Raw genomic sequence first — 17,591 nt, forward strand, 5'->3', positions numbered from 1 at the left:
TGGCCCGGCGCTACCGTTGTCTCCCGCTGGGGTCAGAGCCCTTTCCCCAAGGAAAGGGATCCGACCCCGACGATCAGTACTTCCAGGTCAACGCCAACCGTGCGGTACGGCCCGGGGCCGGCATCACGCCCAGGGCCAGCGGGTCCAGGTAATAGCGGTCGGTCAGGTTGTCCACGCCCGCTTCCACCGAGAGCTGGTCGTTGAAGCTCCAGCTGGCGAACAGGTCGACCAGGGTGTTCGGCCGGTACAGCTGCTGGATCGCCGACAGGCCCACGTTCCAGTCCTTGTCCAGCTTGCTGATCGGACCGGCGTTGTGGACCACGCGGGTGCCGAAGGTCAGGCGCTCGTCGAACAGGCGCGAGCCCAGGGTCAGGTTGACCATATAGCGCGGCGGATTCTGCGTGTTGGTGTACGAACCCTCGAAGCCGCCGTCCACGCAGTTGGGCGTGTTGGCCAGCTCGCCATTCTTGCGCTGCGCCCCATAGGCGCGGCGCTCGGCGGCGATGTCCGGCGCACAGGTCTTGGCCTTGAAGTAATAGTGCGCGGACAGATCGGCAAACACCTTGCCGCTGTCATAGCTGGACTGGAACTCCATGCCCGAGACCTTGAACTGGTCGACGTTGCGGATCAGGCCGGCCGACAGCGTGCGGTAGTCACGGGTGATCAGGTCGTCGATGCGGGTATCGAAATACGCCAGCTTCAGCGCCAGGCGGTCGCCGGCGGTGAACAGGTCATAGCGGATGGTGCTGGCGCCGATTTCCCAGCTGCGCGCGCGCTCCGGCTTCAGCTCGCCCACCGGTTTGGCGGCGGTGAACAGGCCCAGCGTGGTCTCGAACAGGCTCGGCAGCTTGGTACCTTCGGCGTACTTCACGTAGACCATGGTGTCTTCGTTGAAGCGGTAGGCCACGCTGGCGGTCGGCGAGAACGCGCTGTCGCGACGGCGGATCGGTTGCGACCAGCTCCAGCTGACCGGCACTTCCAGGTCCTGCGGCTTGCCGGCGTCGTAGAAGTTCCAGCCGGCGATGTCGCCCACTGTGCCCTTCTTGTACGGCGAGGCCAGCAGCGAGGCCTGGGTGAAGTTGCCGTTGGCATCCGGATACCAGTTCAGCAGCGCGATGCGCTTGGCGCGCCACGACGGCAGCGCCGGGTTGCCATTGAGCAGTTCGGTGTAGCGGTACTGGCCCTGCACCTCGTAGGCATCGGGCGTGGCCAGGCGGTTGCGGTCATGCACATCCACGCGGTTCCAGCGACCACCGGCCAGCAGCTCCCAGTGCTCGTCGGGCTGCCACTTCAACGAGGCCACGGCACTGTATTCCTTGCGCTCGGCGTTGCGCAGGAAACGGTTGTTGACCAGGTCGTCGTGCATGACCGGCCCCGAACTGCCCGGCGCGATGTCTTCGTCACTGTAGGACAGGCCGTAGTCGAGCGTGAATGCACCGGCACGGGCATCAAACCTGGAAGTGTTGCTGGCATCCAGGCCGAAGCGCTTCTGCCGCAGCGGATTGCGGTAGGCATCCTTGTAGCCGGGGTCACCGCTGAAGCTGGGCGCGTCATACCACTCGGTGCGGCGGTCGAAGTACCACGGCGTGATGCCGGTCAGGCTGTTGTACATCACGCTGTCGGTGTCGGTGTACGCGGCATTGACGCGCAGGTCGATCAGTTCGCTGTCCGGGTTGAAGCGGTAGCGCAGGCTGTAGCTGTCCATGTCGACATGGCCCGGATCCCATTGCGGAATGCGGTCACGATCCACGCGGATGATCTGCGAGGCCATGATCTCGCCAGCGGTACCTTCGTAGCGGCGGTAGCCGGCCTCCAACGTCTGCGCGTCGTCGATGCGCCAGGTGCCCTTGAGCAGCGCCGACTTCGAGCGCGAGGAGGTATTGAACACCTCGGTACGCGGCGGATTCAGCGGCGCCAGCGTGCGCCGGTCCTGCGGGAAGTCGTCGTAGCCATGGCGGCCGGAGAAGTAGTTGCCGTTGTCGCGGTAGGCGTAGGCGGCGACCAGATCGAAGCGGTCCCAGTGCCCTGCGCCGGCCACGTTGAAGAACTGGCTGCCGGTGGCGCTGCGATCGTTGCGCGGCGCAGCACTGTAGGACGGCAGGTTGTTGGCACTACCGTTGGCGAGACCACCGCGCACGCGCACGCCGAAGTCGCGGCCCTCGCGCAGCACGTCACCGATCTTCAGCGTCTCCATCTCGACCACGCCGCCGATGCCGCCGGAGGCATTGGCCTGCAGGCTCGGGCCCTTGGTGATGGTCAGGCTGGAGATCAGGTCCGGGTCGAGGTAGGTGCGCTGTGACTGGCCGGCATAGCCACGGTAGGTATCCATGCTGGACTGGCCACCGTCGATGATCACCGGCACGCGGCCCTGGCCCTGGATGCCACGGATGTTGACGTCGAAGCCGTTGCCCACGCGCGGATCACCAGCCGTGACACCGGCCACGCCCTTGACGATGTCGCCGTTGGAGGTACCACGGAAACGCTCCAGGTGCGTGCGGTTGAGCGTGGTGGTGGAGCCCACGCTGCGGTAGCTGTCGAGCAGGCCCGCTTCATCACTGGTCGCACCGCTGTCGACGCGGTCGCCGGCCACGCTCAGCGTGTCGGTGACAATCACGCCGTCCCCGGCCTGCGCCGACGTCGCCGCTTCCAGAGTGACCGCATCGGCACTGACCTGGCGCACCGCCAGGCCACTGCCCTGCAGCAGGTGCTGCAACGCCTCGTTGGCCGACAGGCTGCCGCTGACCGCGCGCGAGGTTACGCCACGCGCCAGCGATGCGGGGTACACCACCTGCACGCCGGACTGGCGCATGTAGCTGCGCAGCGCGTCATCCAGCGGTTGCGCCGGAATATCGAAGCGTTGCACGGCAGCGTGGTCGCCGCTGGCGCTCTGCGCCAGTACGGACGGCGCAGCACTGGCCAGGCCGGCCGCCAGCAACGCGATGCACAGGCGGGACGGGCGCAGCGCGCGGCCCGGACGATGGGAGTCGAACATGGGGAAACCTGTCAGGTAATCGGTGCCGCGAACGCGGCGTCATCCGCAACACGGGCGGACACGGCGACGTACGTGGCGGCGGCGGGTACGTTCGCGGAGTAAGACGGATGAAAGCGTGGCAACCCCAAGGGGATTTGCAGTCGCGGCAGGTACCTACGGTTGCTCGGCTGCTTGCAGTGGTGGGTGCCGACCGTTGGCCGGCACAGGGAGAATGGCGTCGATCTACCGATGGACGATGGCGACGCCGAGCGGCAGCCGGGTCACCTGCAATCCGGCCGTCGCGGCCAGCGCATCCAGCGCCTGTTCCGGGCGGTCGATGCGCAATGCAGCACTGACCGCCGGCAGCTGCGACAGATCACCACGCACGAAGGTCGGGCCAGCGCGATAGCGTCCCACCCACTGCACCGCGTCGGCGACGCGGGCCTGTTCCAGCAGCAGCTCGCCCTGGCGCCAGACGCCGACGCTGTCGGCCGCCACGTCCCCCAATCGCCTCACACCACTGTGTTCACCGTAGACCGCACGCTGGCCCTGCTGCAGGTAGGTCCAGCCACCGTCAACCGGGCTGGCCATCCGTACCCTGCCCTGCCCGACCTGGGTTTCCACCTGGTCCTGGCCCCGCGCCACAGTGAAGGCGGTCGAGATGTCCTCGACCACGCCATTGCCGGCGCGCACGCTGAAACGTCGCTGCGCATCCGGACTGACCTCGAACCAGGCACGTCCGCGCAGCAGCTCGACCTGGCGGGCGTTCGCATCAAAACGCACCGCAATCGCACTGTCGGCATCCAGCACCGCGCGACTTCCATCAGGCAGCAGCACATTCTGCACCTGGTGCGTGCTGCGATGATCGGACTGCAGGCGCAGCCACGCCTCCGGCCATGCCACCAGCATCGCCAGCATTGCCGCCGCAGCCATCGCCCAACGCAGTCGGCGCGGGCGTCGGCGATCCACGTGCGTGGCCGGCACGCGCGGCCCAACGCTGCGCCACAGCGCGCGCTCGTGTTCGAAGGCCCGGCGGTGCCCCGGCTGTTGCAGCCAGAATTCGAACGCCTGCATGCGCGCATCGGTGATATCGCCCGAGGCCAGCCACGCGATCCAGCCCCGGGCCTGTTCGGCCAGGGCATCGTCATTGGCGGCGGGCAGCATGTTCGGCGGGCTCATCGGCTGGCGGACAGGCGCATTCAAGCGCGGGCGGGGGAACTAGACCGCATCCACGGTCCAGTGATCAAGACGTTTGTGCGAAGGCCAGCCCCAAGCTGGCGCGATCATCGACCGCTGCGCGCCCAGGCCAGGCGTTGCAGCGCGGTGCGTACGTGATTCTCCACCGTGGTCACCGATACCCCAAGGCGACGCGCGATCTCGGCCTGGGTCAGGCCCTGAAGGCGGTTGAGCCGGAAGATGGTGCGGGTCGGCTCCGGCAAATGGCCGGCTGCATCGAGCACCCGCTGCAGTTCGTCCTGCGCCATGGCCTGCTCCTCGGTGGAGATCACCTCGTCCGGGCCCCATAGATAGTGGTCGGCCAGCAGCCGGTTGCGGCGGGTCGATTCGCGGCCGTGGTCGGTGGCCAGGTTGGCGGCCAGCCGATACAGATAGGCGCGCGGATTGTCGATCGCCTGGCTGTCATCGACCCCACGGGCCTTGAACCAGACCGCCTGGATCACGTCTTCGGCGCCGTTGTCGCCCCCAAGTATCCGCTGCACACGACGCAGCAGCGCTGGCCGCTCGCGGATCAGCAGTTCGGTGAGGGAGGCAGCATTGGAGGACATGCGCGGAGCCGGGACGACAGACGGGGGCGCCGCGCATGCTACTCCGTTAATGCGAATCAGTCACGTTCGCATCATCCTCAGGATCATAGGCATTCAGTCAATCCGTCATAGACATGGGTCCGGGTGCCCGGCAGCGTCGCATGCAGGGCGTCGTACCCGGTTGCTGCATCCCACACACCCAGCAGCTCGGCCAGACGGGTTCCAGGTGCAAGCGGGAGCACGCAGGCATAGGTCCCATGGTCGACGTCGATCTGCCCGGTCTGTTGCACCTGGGTATAGCTTCCAGCGAAGGTCCAGATGCAGCTACCCACGACGCCGGAGGCTCGATGCACCGAACAGCGCAGGCGCATGGGCCGGAGGTTGTAGTACTGCCCTTCGCAGAAGGTATCGCCGCAGATATCGTCGAAGCCGCGCACCAACAGGCGCTCAGCGGCAAGGAAGCGCTCACGGCCGGCCGCCGGATCGGGATGGTCACGGGCATCGACAAATTGAGGGGTCGCCTGGGCGCCGCTTGCCATCAGCAGCCCGCAGGCCAGCCATCGTGCCGGGAAGATGCGCATCAGCCCACCCTCCCGGTCTTCCGGATGCAGTCAGGCAGCGCGTCGAACAGGCCATGGTCGAGGCCAGGCAGGGCGGCGGTCAGACCATCAGGCGCTTCCAGCGAAGCGTGGAAGGCTTCTACAGGCACGCCCGGCCCCAGCTCCACCGGACAGGCCCAGCGGCCATTGTCGACCTGCACCTCCCCCGTATCGCCCTGCACGGCCAGCTCGCTGGCCACCACCACCCAGGCGCATCGCTGCACCGTTCCGCGATGAGCCAGCACCGCGCAGCGGAACTCCATCACCCGGTAGTTGCTGTACTCACCTTCGCACCAGGTATCGGCACAAAGCCGGTCGAACTCCCTGGCCAAGGCGGCCTTCAGCCCGTAGCCACGCTCCCAATTGGCCTCGGGCCGGGGGTAATCGATCAGGTCCACGTGCAGGCCGCGGGCGAAGACAGGCAGGGACGCCAGCAACAGCACGGCTGCCATGCATCGGGCATACCAGGACATCGGCAGTACTCCTTGGGAATGGGCGTCCAGCCTGCGCCGGCACACCCCGCGGCCCCATCGGCCAAGGCCGGTGCGACCCGTCAGGCCTTGCCGCGCCAGCAGGTCGGTGCCCTCCCCCTGCACAGCGCCCGGCAAAGGCATAAAATGGTGAGCTATCCGTCTACATCCCCCACCTGGAGCACACCATGGGTCTGGAACTCGTCTCGCCCGGCAAGAACCCGCCGGAAGAAATCAACGTCATCATCGAGATCCCGAAGGACTCGGAGCCGGTGAAGTACGAAGTGGACAAGGAAACCGGCGCGATCTTCGTCGACCGCATCCTCTCCACCCCGATGCGCTACCCGTGCAACTACGGCTACGTGCCGAGCACCCTGTGTGGCGACGGCGATCCGGCCGACGTGCTGGTGGTGCTGCCGCTGCCGCTGGTGCCGGGCTCGGTCGTGCGCTGCCGCCCGGTCGGCGTGCTGAAGATGAGCGATGAGGCGGGCAGCGACGAGAAGATCCTGGCCGTGCCGGTCTCGAAGATCTTCAGCGGCTATGCCCACGTCGAAGACATCGCCCAGGTCTCGAGCCACTGGCTGGAGCGCATCGGCCACTTCTTCGAGCACTACAAGGACCTGGAGAAGGGCAAGTGGGTCAAGCTGGACGGTTGGGGCGGCGCCGCTGAGGCCAAGCAGATCCTGATCGAGGCGCATCAGCGCCATCTCGACAGCAAGGCCTGAGCCTGAACCGGATCGCTCCGGCGGTACCCTGCCGGAGCGATGCGGGTCACGTTTCATGACGACGGCACATCACTCTTGCTGCCGTATTAGGTAAATTGCGTCACTTCACACGTCATCGACATCCATCGTCGAGACAGCCAGGGGAATGTGTCGTGCGTATTCTGCTTGTTGGGGATGCAGCCAGCCTGCCGGCCGAGCTGACCGAATTCATTGCCGATCTTGGGGAAGACTGGCAGCCGTTGACCGCCACCGATGGCCAGGCCGCGATGACCTCGGTGGCCACGCAGGGCGTGGATGCGGTGATCGTCTGCCCGCAATTGCCAGATCTCAATGCCACCACGCTGCTGGGGCAGATCCGGACGTTGCGCCCGGAGACCATCCGCATCGCGCTGGTCGATGCACAGCATGGCAACCGCCCGCCGCCGGCGCGCCTGATCGGTGTCGCCCACCGCTTCCTGCCGCTGCCGCTGGCACCGGAAGTGCTGCTGGAGGCGCTGACCAGCCTGGAAGAACTGCGCGAAGTGCTGGACAGCCCGCGCCTGCGCGATGCCATCGGCCGTATCGAGAAACTGCCCTCGCCGCCGCACCTGTACCTGAGCCTGACCCAGGCCCTGGAACATGATGACGACGCCGACAGTGCCGATGTAGCCAAGCTGGTCGCCGCCGATCCGGCGATCGCTGCCAAGGTGCTGCAACTGTCGAACTCGGCCTTCTTCAGCCAGGGCCGCACCATTGCCGACCTGCGCACCGCAGTGACCCGGCTGGGCCTGGCCACGCTGCGTGACCTGGTGCTGGCCAGCGAAGTGTTCTCCGCACCGACGCTGTCGGCCGCCGAGCGCAACTCGCTGCAACAGCGCGCACTGCTCGCCTCGCGGCTGGCCGCACGCCTGCTGCCCGAATCCAGTGCCGAACTGGGAGCGACCGCTGCGCTGCTGGCCGACATCGGCCTGCTGCTGCCAGGTGTGCGCAACGAGCGCAGCGAGCCTTCGCTGGCCGGTGACACCCGCCCCGGCCATGCCGAGGCCGGCGCCTACCTGCTGGGCCTGTGGGGCCTGCCGATGCCGATCATCGAAGCGGTGGCATTCCACCTGCAGCCACAGCGCGCCAACACCCGCAGCTTCTGGGTGACAGGCGCGGTGCACGTGGCCCTGGCGCTGGTCAATGGCGATCCGGTGGACGAGGACTACCTGCAGCGCGCAGGCGTGCTGAACAAGCTGCCGCAATGGCGCGAGCACGCCAATGCACTGATGGGTCTGGTGCCCAGCGACGCCTGAGCGCGTTGCATGATTTCCGGATGACAGGGGGCGCACCCGCAAGGTGCGCCCTTTCTACGTCAGCGGGTACCGCAGGCGTCCTGCACGCAACGACGGTACTGCGACTCGCAGATGACCGCTGACTTGCCACTGGCCAGGCACTGCTGGCGGAACTCTTCGCAATAGAGCCCGCCACCGCAGACCCCGAGACCCTGCGCGAACACCGCGCCCACCAGCGTTGCATAGATCAATGCAGCGGCAGATGCCTGGCGCAACAACGTGTTCCTCATATCCCTCTCCACATGCAAGCGTCCGGTAGTGGACCTCCTGACTGTGTTGATTACGACACGACGGGACCGTGACTGCGCTCACCTTCCAACAGTTTCCGGAATTCCCCTACAAAAAAAAGGGCGGACCTTGCGGTCCGCCCTCCTTCTGTTGCTACCGCACTTCGATGGATCAGAAGCGCTGGGTGTACTTCATGTACAGGAAGCGACCCACGTCGAAGCCGCCGTAGTAGGCGAACGCCGAGTTCGGAGCCGAGTACTGCAGCGGACCCTTGTGGTCGAACACGTTGTTCGCGCCCAGGGCGATCGTCGCATCCCACGGTGCCTTCCAGCTGACCTGCAGGTCGTGGAAGGTGTTGGAACCGGTGTGACGCAGCGGATCGGTCTCACCGTTGGCCATGTGGTTCGGAGCATCGCACCAGCCGTCAGCCAGCGAGATGCAGCTTTCCTTCATGCCCGAGTAGTAGCGCGCGGTGTAGTTCACACCGAAATCGCCGTACTGCCAGTTGACGCCCAGGTTCGAACGCACGCGGAACAGGCCCGGCTCGCCAACGCGGCCGATCATGATGTTGTCGCCTGCGCTGTTCTGGCCCTGCTCGTCGTACTTGGCGGTGTAGCTGGTCTGCCAGTCGATGCTGAACTGACCGATGGCCAGTTCCGGCAGGCGGTACTTGACGCCCAGGTCGTAACCTTCGGTCTTCATCTTGCCGAGGTTGGCGGTGCCGTAGGTGATCGCACTGACGTGGCCGTCAGCCGCACGGGTCACGCTCGAGCAACGCTCGGAGTTGCCCAGCACGTAGCAGTCACGCAGGATGCGGTCGACGCTGTCAGCGATGATCATGTCGCTGATTTCGTACTTGTACCAATCCAGCGACAGGTCCAGGCCCTGCACCCAACGCGGGCTCCACACCAGGCCGAAGGTGGTGCTCTTGGAGGTTTCCGGCTTCAGGTTCGGGTTGGCACCCGAGACGAACTGGTCACCCGACTGGCACGGCAGGGTCGAGCACGGCAGGTTGCCCTGGCCCAGCTGCACGTAGTTGGCCGGAGCGCCAGCGGCGGTGCACGCGGCATTGCCGGCAACGCTGCCCGGAGCCTTCACGCCGCACGGATCGATGTACGACTCGAAGCTCGAGCTCAGGCCACCGTACAGGTCGCTGATGGTCGGAGCACGGAAGCCCTGGGCGTAGGTGCCGCGGACCAGCAGTTCATCCAGCGGACGCCAGGTCAGGCCGAACTTGCTGTTGGTGGTGCCACCGAAGTTGCTGTAGTCCGAGTAACGGCTGGCAACGTTCAGGGTCAGTTCCTTGGCGAAGGCCATGTCGGCCAGCAGCGGCACGTTCAGTTCGAGGTAGACCTCGTTCAGATCGTACTGGCCGCGGGTCGGCTTCTGGCCCAGGCCGGTGGACTGGCCCGACTGCGCGAAGGCGTCCGGCACGTAGTTGCCTTCTTCCTTGCGGTGCTCGACACCCAGGGCGAAGCCCAGGTCGCCGGCCGGCAGGGTCACGATGGAACCCGACAGGTTGGCGGTGAAGCTGGTGGTCTTGGTCACGCCACGGGTGGTGAAGGTCGGGAACAGGAAGTCCTGCAGCTCCTGGTTCGCCAGCGAACCCTGGCCATCAACGCCGTACGGCAGCAGCGGGTTCCACGGGCGGCAGTCGCCCAGGATCGGCTTGGCCGAGGTGCCGCAGCGGGCAACGCCGCCGGCATCGATGAACGACGGGCCCAGGGCCTGGCCTGCAGCGATCAGGCTCATGTCACCACGGTTGGTCTTGATCGACTCGTTGCGGTTCCACAGCGCGCCGACATCCCAGTCGAAGGTCTTGCCGCCCAGCTCGAAGAAGCCGGTCAGGGTCGGAGCGAAGCGCAGGGTCTTCAGCTGGCTGTCAGTGGTACGCGGCACTTCCCACAGGCGACGGCGGAAGCTGACGTCCTGGCCGACCGGGTTGAAGGCGCTCGAGCCCTCCAGCGGGGTGCCGAAGGAGTTCGACTGGAACGGGTAGCCGGCGATCTGCTGGAACGTCTGGCGCTCGTTGTAGAGCACGTCGGTGTTCAGGCTGATCGAGTCGGTGAAGTCGTAGGTGCCGTTGATGTAGACCGACTTGCGCTTCACACCGGTGAGCAGGGTCATCTGCTCGTTGGAGTTGGCGAATTCGTCCGCCGTAATGACGTGGTAGTCATTCGGGTTCTTCGGGTTGCCGCCGGCGTTCAGGGTCTTCCAGACTGCCTTCTTGGAGTCGCTGCAATCGACCTGGGTCGGGTTGCACCAGCTGCCGTTCTGGCTGATCGGGCTCCAGGTGGCCGAGGTCGAGTTCGGACCCAGCGAGCCATCACGGCTGTACCAGCGGTCCTTGGCCCACACCGGATCCTGCTTCGAGTACTCGGCCGACAGGGTCAGGCTGCCACGCTCGCCGCGGGCACCGAGGGTCATCGAATAGGTTTCGGTGTCGCCGTCGCCCTTGCCGTACTGGCCGACGTAGACATTGGCTTCGCCGCCGTCGAAGTTCTTGCGGGTGATCACGTTGACCACGCCGGCGATGGCGTCGGAACCGTAGATCGAGGACGCGCCGTCCTTCAGGATTTCGATGCGCTCAACGGCCGACATCGGGATCTGGCTGAGATCCTGGTAACCGGCGGTGGTTGCGCCCAGGCGCTTGCCGTTCATCAGCACCAGGGTGCGCTGGGCGCCCAGGTTACGGATGTCGACGTAGTAGCCGCCCACGTTCTCGCCCGAAGCCAGCGATTCCGAGCGCGAGATGGCCGGGGAGCCGGCCGAGGTCAGGTTGTTCAGCACGTCGGCGACGCTCGAGAAGCCCTGCTTTTCCAGGGATTCGCGGGTCATCGTCAGGATCGGCTGCTGGGTCTCCACCGAGGCGCCGCGGATGCGCGAGCCGGTGACCGAAATGCGGTCCAGGTCGGTGGTGCCCTTTGCTTCCTGAGCCGAAGCAAAGGCCGGCGCCAGCGCCAGCGCAATGCCGGCCGGCAGCAAGCCGAACCGCACTGCGGGATTACGAACGTTCATCTATCTCTCCAAGGTACGTGTTAGCAGCGTGTTAAAACACCCCAGCACGTTACGATTGCGTTGCAGCGCTGTATTTGCGCGAACCAACCGGAGACTTTGCGGATTGTGGCGGGAGCAAGCCACCGTTCTCCCTGAAGCGCGATGCGGACTGGCCGTAGCGGGCGCGGAACGCACGCGCGAAGCTGCAGCAGTTGTCGAAGCCACTGGCGGCGGCGACCTCGCCCACCATCATGTCGGTGTCGCGCAGCAGGTCAGCAGCGCGTTCGAGGCGCAGTCGTGCTGAAAGCGACTGCGGGCTTTCCTCGTACAGGCTCTGGAAGGTCTTGGAGAGGTACCAGCTGGAGAAGTTGGTCAGCTCGGCCAGTTCGCCGATGCGCACCACCCGGTGGCTGTTGCCTTCCAGATAGAGGCGCGCGCGCTGCATGCGGCCGAACACCTGGCGCTTGCGGCTGCGCGAGCGGCCCGGGCAGCGCTGTACGTTGTCGGCCAGGCCACGCTGCAGGCCAGCCAGGTGCAGCAACAGCGGACGCAGGGCCTGGGCCGGCTGGCCGCTGGCCAGCGCATCGCGCCACAAGCGCAGCGCCACGCGGGCGTCACTGCGGTTCATGCGGCCACGACCGGCATACAGGCCGCAGTCGGCCATCTCGGTCAGCACACGAAGCGCTTCGACGTTCAGGTTCAGGCCGACGCACAACCCGTTGCGACCAGCCTGCACCAACGGCCGCGATTCCTTCTCGAAGGCGATCCACTCGCCCTGGCGCAGGCGGAAGCGCCCTTCCTTGGCCTCCACCCACGAACTGCCACGCACCTGCATCCAGACGGTGAAGCTGGAGCCGGCGGTCTGCAGGCTGCCCAGCCGGGCCACGCCCAGGCAGGTCGGCGCGACATCGTCGAGCGACCGGTCCAGGGAGACGGTTTGGCCGCGATCGGCCAGCGAGAGTTGACGCATGGGGGCACCACGGATTTGCCTAGTACAGGACTCCGTTTTGCCTAATCAGGTGGCACCGCGTCAGGAAAGTCCGACGAGATCGCCACGAATTCGCGACGAGATCCCGACGAAGAAATTACGAAGGGCCATTTCCCTTGAACAACAACAACTTGGAGAACGCCGGGAACAGCGCGGGCGGGCGTTCGGGCAACCGCATCACGCCGATGTCGGCACCATCGCTGACCGCCATCGCCACGAACAGGTCATGTCCGTCAGCGCTGGCGCTGAGTCCGTTGCCGGCGCTGAGCCGTTCTGCGTCCAGGCAGCGTTCCGGCTCCTCGCGGCCGGGCAGGATGCGCACGAAGGTGGTGCCACACGTGGTCGAGGTGCCGAGGTAACCGATGCCGCTGTTGCCGGCCACGGTCCAGGCCCGGTATCGCCAGCGGCTGGGCCGGTCATCGCTGATCTGCTGCACGCTGCCCGACGACAACGTGGCATCGGCCGACCACAGGCCACCGGCGGCCAGGCGGGTGAACAACACGCGGCCACTGCTGCGGTCGAAGCGCGCCTGCGACACCCCATCGATGCTGGCCAACCGGCGCCAGGGCTGGGTGCTGCGGTCGAACAGGCTCAACCGGGTGCGCTGGTCGGCATCGCGTTCGACCACAAACAACTGCTCCGGCGACGCGCCATACAGCGCCTGCAGCGGCTGTTCGGCCGGGATCGGCAAAGGTTGCAGTCGTTCATCGCGTGGCGCGATCTCGTAGACCACCGTGCGCCCATGCGCGTCGCGGCCGACCACGAGCAGCTGACGGCTGTCGGCCGACCAGTCCGGTGCCTGCCGCGCTTCCGGCCGCAGCCCTTCAATGGGGCGCAGCGAATCCGGCCGCTGCATGTCCGCCCACCACAGGGCGAAGCTGCCGGAGCGATCCGAGGTGAAGACCAGCTGGCGGCCATCCGGCGCTGCCATCGGCTGCCCATCGCGGCCACTGGAGGCAAACAGTCGCTCGGGCGCACCGTTGCCCTGCATCGGCACCTTGAACACGCCGAACTGTGCGCGTCGGCGGACGAAGGCCAGCATGCCACCGCGTCGCGACACGGCGGGCCACTGCGCATCATCCAGGCCAGCATCGCGCAGCGTGTGCCGCTCAACGTCCAGGTAATAGAGCCGCGCCTCGCTGTCGACGCGGCGGCCGAACACGATGGTGCGGCCATCGTCCAGCCAGGCCCAGCCGCGCAGCTCTGCCGCCTCGTTGGTCAACTGCTCGGGCGTACCCCCCGCGGCCGGCACCCGCCACAGATCGCCCAGCTGCGGGTTGCGCACGAACACCAGCCATTGCCCGTCGGGCGAATAACGCGGTGCGTAGTCGAAGTCATCCTGGTCGACGCTGTAGGCCAGCGCGCGCCACTCGCCGCTGGCCAGGTCCAGCACGCGGATGCCACGGTGGGCGTAACGCCCGACCATGCTGCCGAACACCAGGCCGCGACCATCGGGTGTCCAGTCAAAACTGAGCAGTTCGGTGCCATCGCAGCGCGTGGCCTGGCGCAGTGCGCCGCCGGTGGCGCTGGCGATCAGCACCTGGCAGCCACCGTCGGCGGAAAACCGTGCGAAGGCGATCTCGCGACCATCCGGCGACCAGTTCGGGAATCGATCGACCGCGCCGGCCGGTGGCACCAGCAACTGGCGCGCCGGCGCGTTGCCGGAGGTCTGCACCTTGATCGCACCACCGCCGGTGCCATCTTCGTTGGCGCCTTCATAGGCGACCAGTGAACCATCCGGTGACAGCGTGGGATAGGTTTCAAAGCCGCTGGTCGCGGTGATCAACCGATAAGGACGCTGCGGGCTGCCGATCACCCGCGTGCCGTTCTCCACGGCGGCCTCCACCGGTGAACTGCTGGCCGGTGCACGGCGCAGCAGCAGCGCGGTCATCACCAGCAGCGTGGCCAGCATCAATACGCCCAGCGCCAGCAGCACGCGGCGGCGGACATGGCGCCAGCGGCGGCGCGATTCCTGCGCGCGCGCGGGCAGCACCGCGGCGTCGGCGGGTGCCGGCTGCACTTCCACACCTTCATCGTCAGGCAAGCCCGCAGCCGTTGGCTCCGCATCGTCCAGCGCCTGTACCGGTACCAGAAGCCGATAACCAGTCTTGGCGATGGTTTCGATGTAGGCCTGGCCGTTGTCGTCGTCGTTGCTGAACGCCTTGCGCAGCTGGGTGACGGCCTGGGTCAGCACATCGTTGGTCGGCAGCGTGTCCGGCCACACCTCGGCGAACAACTCGTCTCGGGTGACAACGCGGCCCGGCTGCCGCAGCAGCACGCGCAGCACGCCCAACGCCTTCGGCGTCAGCCGGCGCGGGCGACGCGCACCGACGACCTCGACTTCGCGCGAGGACAGAGTGACGATGCACTCTCCTATCCGTATCCGATCGGATACGGGTGGCTGTATTTCGCTGCTGTTCATTTTCTGCTACACAGTAGAGACAGGTCCCGGGCAGTGTTTGCCTTCGTTACGGTCCCGTCCTGGGAACAGCGAAAAGCCAGACTCCGCACAAAGCATCGGCGCATACCGCAAAAACAATCGAGCGCGCGAATACTAGCCTATGCAAGTTACCTCGCCTATCGCGTGGTCGACATCAGGCTCTCTCTCGCCGACGCATTCACATAATTCGCGACACCATTCGCGCCCTCTTGGGCGCGAAATTTTTATCTGGCGTTCATTTTCACATGCGCCGCAACATGGTCAATCCGACGAGACGCGAAACCACCAAAGCCACGTACATCACGCCGGAAAACTGCTCCAGCATGACCAATGCGCGTGCCTGTGGATGCACGGGTACGACGTCACTCAAGCCCACTCCAGACAGCAAGCTGAAGCTGAGATAAAGCAACTCCATCCAGCTGCGCTGCGCACCCCCGCCAGTACCCTGGAAGCTGCCCGGATACCACTGCTGGCACACCGCGAACGTGAAGGCGAAAGCCCACGCCAGCAGGGTGAAGGTTGCGCCTGCGGCGAACAGTTCGTCGCGGGTGACCTTGTGGTCCTGGAGCATGTAGGCGATCAGGGCGCCGGCCGTATAGAAGTACAGCAGGCTCTCCAGCAGCTGCGCGGTGGTCAGCAATGCGGTGCGGTCGAGCAATGCGCCTGCCAACGAGAACACCACCGAGGGAATGGCCAGCACCAGCGCCAGCCAGGTGCCCAGCGGGCTGCGCTGGACCACCCACAGCGCCAGGCCGAGTACCGCCATGCCGAACATGCCCAGTGCGGCGCGGCCCGCAGCGGTGTCATCCAGCGCGGGATACAGCAGCACCGCCAGCAGCTGCGCGCCCAGCAACCAGGCCGAAGGATGACGGCGGGCGATGGCCAACCAACGGGTGGTCATGGCAACGGGCATGGCGTCCTTTCCCCCTGGGCGATGGACCCAGCATAGCCGGGCACGGCGTGATGAACGGGAGTGCCGGCCGTTGGCCGGCACTCCCGTTTCCGCATCAGCCCTGGTGGTAGACCTCCGCGCCGGCGGCGCGGAACTCCTCCGACTTCTCCTTCATGCCGGCCTCGGCGTAGTCACGCACGTCCTGGGTGATCTTCATCGAACAGAAGTGCGGGCCGCACATCGAGCAGAAGTGCGCCAGCTTGTGCGCATCCTTCGGCAGCGTCTCGTCGTGGAACTCCTTGGCCTTCTCCGGATCCAGGCCAAGGTGGAACTGGTCCTCCCAGCGGAACTCGAAGCGCGCCTTGCTCAGCGCGTTGTCGCGCACCTGCGCACCTGGATGGCCCTTGGCCAGATCAGCGGCGTGCGCGGCGATGCGGTAGGCCATGATGCCGTCACGCACGTCTTGGCGATTGGGCAGGCCGAGGTGCTCCTTCGGCGTCACGTAGCAGAGCATCGCCGTGCCGAACCAGCCGATCATCGCCGCACCGATCGCGCTGGTGATGTGGTCGTAGCCCGGTGCGATATCGGTGGTCAGCGGCCCCAGCGTATAGAACGGTGCTTCGCCACACTCGCGCAACTGCTTTTCCATGTTCTCCTTGATCAGCTGCATCGGCACGTGGCCGGGGCCTTCGATCATGGTCTGCACATCATGCTTCCAGGCGATCTTCGTCAGCTCACCCAGCGTCTCCAGCTCACCGAACTGCGCCGCGTCGTTGGCATCGGCGATGCAGCCCGGGCGCAGGCCGTCACCCAGCGAGAAGGTCACGTCGTAGGCCTTCATGATCTCGCAGATCTCTTCGAAGTGCGTGTAGAGGAAATTCTCCTTGTGGTGCGCCAGGCACCACTTGGCCATGATCGAGCCACCGCGGCTGACGATGCCGGTGACCCGCTTGGCGGTGAGCGGCACATAGCGCAGCAGCACGCCGGCGTGGATGGTGAAGTAGTCCACGCCCTGTTCGGCCTGCTCGATCAGCGTGTCGCGGAAGATCTCCCAGGTGAGTGCTTCGGCACGGCCATCGACCTTCTCCAGCGCCTGGTAGATCGGCACGGTACCGATCGCCACCGGCGAATTGCGGATGATCCACTCGCGGGTTTCGTGGATGTGCTTGCCGGTGGACAGGTCCATCACCGTGTCACCGCCCCAGCGGATCGCCCACACCAGTTTCTCCACTTCCTCGGCAATGCCCGAGGACACGGCGCTGTTGCCGATGTTGGCATTGATCTTGGTCAGGAAATTTCGGCCGATGATCATCGGCTCGCTTTCCGGATGGTTGATGTTGTTGGGCAGCACCGCGCGGCCGCGCGCGATTTCATCGCGCACGAACTCCGGTGTGATGATCTTCTGGATCGAAGCCCCAAATGCCTCGCCCGGGTGCTGCTGCAACAGGCCGGCATCACGGATCGCTTCCATCCGCTGGTTCTCGCGGATGGCGACGAATTCCATTTCCGGCGTGATGATGCCGCGGCGCGCGTAGTGCATCTGAGTGACGTTCGCGCCTGCGCGTGCACGCCGCGGCAGGCTGCGCGCAGGGAAACGCACGGCATCGAGCTTCGGATCATGCTCGCGGTCGCGGCCGAACGACGAACTCAGGCCGTCGAGCTGTTCGGTATCGCCGCGCTCCTCCACCCAGCCACGACGCAGCGCCGGCAGGCCCGCCGACAGATCGATACGCACATCCGGATCGGTGTAGGGGCCCGACGTATCGTAGACCGTGACCGGTGCATTCTCTTCGCCGCCGAACAACGTCGGCGTGCGGGTCAACGCGATCTCGCGCATCGGCACCTGCAGATCCGGACGCGAACCGGGTACGTGGATCTTGCGCGAACCGGGAATCGGCCGGGTCACGGATTCGGAGAGTTGCTGGGCCTGTTGCTGCAGGGCGGAGAGCTGTGCGTTCATCGGGCATCGTCCAGGAAGGTCAGGGACGAAGCGGCGGCGCACTGCGCCCGCGCGCGGACGGTCCTTGGGCGGAGTCCGGGCACGGCTGCACTGCAAAGCTTCCCTACGCCGGTATGAGCCGGATCAGGTTCCAAGGGACTGTCTCAACCGTGGCCACCTGGCCGCGGTACCCCCGCTTCTTGGCGTGCATTAGAGCATAGAAAGCACTGCAGCTCATGGCGGTTGCAGCCGCGCATCGCGTGGAT

At 66.1% G+C, this 17,591-nt stretch carries 13 protein-coding genes and 1 riboswitch; of the genes, 2 read left to right on the forward strand and 11 right to left on the reverse strand.

What is annotated here, in order from left to right; translation table 11 throughout:
* Positions 1 to 73: 73 nt before the first annotated feature.
* The 5 genes from DFO63_RS08245 to DFO63_RS08265 form a co-directional block, all read right to left on the reverse strand.
* Positions 74 to 2,992, reverse strand: a complete 2,919-nt coding sequence (locus DFO63_RS08245; protein ID WP_119006751.1) for a TonB-dependent receptor — start codon at positions 2,990 to 2,992, stop codon at positions 74 to 76.
* A 222-nt stretch (positions 2,993 to 3,214) separates the two neighbouring features.
* Positions 3,215 to 4,150: a FecR domain-containing protein gene (locus DFO63_RS08250; protein ID WP_119006752.1), complete on the reverse strand. Its 936-nt coding sequence runs from the start codon at positions 4,148 to 4,150 to the stop codon at positions 3,215 to 3,217.
* 104 nt (positions 4,151 to 4,254) lie between these two features.
* On the reverse strand, positions 4,255 to 4,755 hold the full coding sequence (locus DFO63_RS08255; protein WP_014038389.1) for an RNA polymerase sigma factor: 501 nt from the start codon (positions 4,753 to 4,755) through the stop codon (positions 4,255 to 4,257).
* 83 nt (positions 4,756 to 4,838) lie between these two features.
* A complete protein-coding gene (locus DFO63_RS08260) occupies positions 4,839 to 5,315 on the reverse strand; it encodes a hypothetical protein (RefSeq protein ID WP_101766036.1) in 477 nt (158 codons plus the stop codon).
* Positions 5,315 to 5,806: a hypothetical protein gene (locus DFO63_RS08265; protein WP_119006753.1), complete on the reverse strand. Its 492-nt coding sequence runs from the start codon at positions 5,804 to 5,806 to the stop codon at positions 5,315 to 5,317. Before DFO63_RS08265 ends, DFO63_RS08260 begins: the two co-directional genes overlap by 1 nt.
* Before the next feature lie 185 nt (positions 5,807 to 5,991).
* Here DFO63_RS08265 and ppa point away from each other — a divergent pair, with 185 nt between their 5' ends.
* Both ppa and DFO63_RS08275 read left to right on the forward strand, forming a co-directional pair.
* Entirely contained in the window at positions 5,992 to 6,528 is a 537-nt protein-coding gene (gene ppa / locus DFO63_RS08270; RefSeq protein WP_005410935.1) for an inorganic diphosphatase, read from the forward strand.
* 152 nt (positions 6,529 to 6,680) lie between these two features.
* On the forward strand, positions 6,681 to 7,802 hold the full coding sequence (locus DFO63_RS08275; protein WP_119006754.1) for an HDOD domain-containing protein: 1,122 nt from the start codon (positions 6,681 to 6,683) through the stop codon (positions 7,800 to 7,802).
* Between the two features lie 59 nt (positions 7,803 to 7,861).
* On the opposite strand, the gene DFO63_RS08280 is transcribed toward DFO63_RS08275, so the two are convergent.
* The 6 genes from DFO63_RS08280 to thiC form a co-directional block, all read right to left on the reverse strand.
* Positions 7,862 to 8,071 carry a hypothetical protein gene (locus DFO63_RS08280; protein ID WP_049446606.1) on the reverse strand — a complete coding sequence of 70 codons (210 nt, stop codon included), beginning with the start codon at positions 8,069 to 8,071 and terminating at the stop codon, positions 7,862 to 7,864.
* A gap of 169 nt (positions 8,072 to 8,240) precedes the next feature.
* Complete coding sequence (locus DFO63_RS08285; RefSeq protein WP_049446608.1) at positions 8,241 to 11,087, reverse strand: TonB-dependent receptor; 2,847 nt, start codon at positions 11,085 to 11,087, stop codon at positions 8,241 to 8,243.
* Positions 11,088 to 11,136: 49 nt separating this feature from the next.
* On the reverse strand, positions 11,137 to 12,036 hold the full coding sequence (locus tag DFO63_RS08290; protein WP_049446610.1) for a helix-turn-helix transcriptional regulator: 900 nt from the start codon (positions 12,034 to 12,036) through the stop codon (positions 11,137 to 11,139).
* Positions 12,037 to 12,151: 115 nt separating this feature from the next.
* Entirely contained in the window at positions 12,152 to 14,476 is a 2,325-nt protein-coding gene (locus DFO63_RS08295) for a winged helix-turn-helix domain-containing protein (RefSeq protein WP_119006755.1), read from the reverse strand.
* Between the two features lie 259 nt (positions 14,477 to 14,735).
* Positions 14,736 to 15,407 carry an ion channel gene (locus tag DFO63_RS08300; protein ID WP_119006756.1) on the reverse strand — a complete coding sequence of 224 codons (672 nt, stop codon included), beginning with the start codon at positions 15,405 to 15,407 and terminating at the stop codon, positions 14,736 to 14,738.
* Between the two features lie 94 nt (positions 15,408 to 15,501).
* A complete protein-coding gene (gene thiC / locus DFO63_RS08305) occupies positions 15,502 to 17,346 on the reverse strand; it encodes a phosphomethylpyrimidine synthase ThiC (RefSeq protein ID WP_101766040.1) in 1,845 nt (614 codons plus the stop codon).
* Between the two features lie 82 nt (positions 17,347 to 17,428).
* Positions 17,429 to 17,530, reverse strand: a riboswitch (TPP riboswitch).
* Positions 17,531 to 17,591: the final 61 nt, after the last annotated feature.

The organism is Stenotrophomonas sp. AG209 (assembly GCF_003550055.1).
In the GTDB taxonomy this organism is placed as follows: domain Bacteria; phylum Pseudomonadota; class Gammaproteobacteria; order Xanthomonadales; family Xanthomonadaceae; genus Stenotrophomonas.

Excerpts from the sequence above, each read along its gene's own strand:
- DFO63_RS08245 (WP_119006751.1), bottom strand. The coding sequence starts at position 2,992 with ATGTTCGACTCCCATCGTCCGGGCCGCGCGCTGCGCCCGTCCCGCCTG.
- DFO63_RS08255 (WP_014038389.1), bottom strand. The coding sequence starts at position 4,755 with ATGTCCTCCAATGCTGCCTCCCTCACCGAACTGCTGATCCGCGAGCGG.
- thiC (WP_101766040.1), bottom strand. The coding sequence starts at position 17,346 with ATGAACGCACAGCTCTCCGCCCTGCAGCAACAGGCCCAGCAACTCTCC.
- ppa (WP_005410935.1), top strand. The coding sequence starts at position 5,992 with ATGGGTCTGGAACTCGTCTCGCCCGGCAAGAACCCGCCGGAAGAAATC.
- DFO63_RS08260 (WP_101766036.1), bottom strand. The coding sequence starts at position 5,315 with ATGCGCATCTTCCCGGCACGATGGCTGGCCTGCGGGCTGCTGATGGCA.
- DFO63_RS08295 (WP_119006755.1), bottom strand. The coding sequence starts at position 14,476 with ATGAACAGCAGCGAAATACAGCCACCCGTATCCGATCGGATACGGATA.
- DFO63_RS08290 (WP_049446610.1), bottom strand. The coding sequence starts at position 12,036 with ATGCGTCAACTCTCGCTGGCCGATCGCGGCCAAACCGTCTCCCTGGAC.
- DFO63_RS08300 (WP_119006756.1), bottom strand. The coding sequence starts at position 15,407 with ATGCCCGTTGCCATGACCACCCGTTGGTTGGCCATCGCCCGCCGTCAT.
- DFO63_RS08250 (WP_119006752.1), bottom strand. The coding sequence starts at position 4,150 with ATGAGCCCGCCGAACATGCTGCCCGCCGCCAATGACGATGCCCTGGCC.
- DFO63_RS08280 (WP_049446606.1), bottom strand. The coding sequence starts at position 8,071 with ATGAGGAACACGTTGTTGCGCCAGGCATCTGCCGCTGCATTGATCTAT.
- DFO63_RS08265 (WP_119006753.1), bottom strand. The coding sequence starts at position 5,806 with ATGTCCTGGTATGCCCGATGCATGGCAGCCGTGCTGTTGCTGGCGTCC.
- DFO63_RS08285 (WP_049446608.1), bottom strand. The coding sequence starts at position 11,087 with ATGAACGTTCGTAATCCCGCAGTGCGGTTCGGCTTGCTGCCGGCCGGC.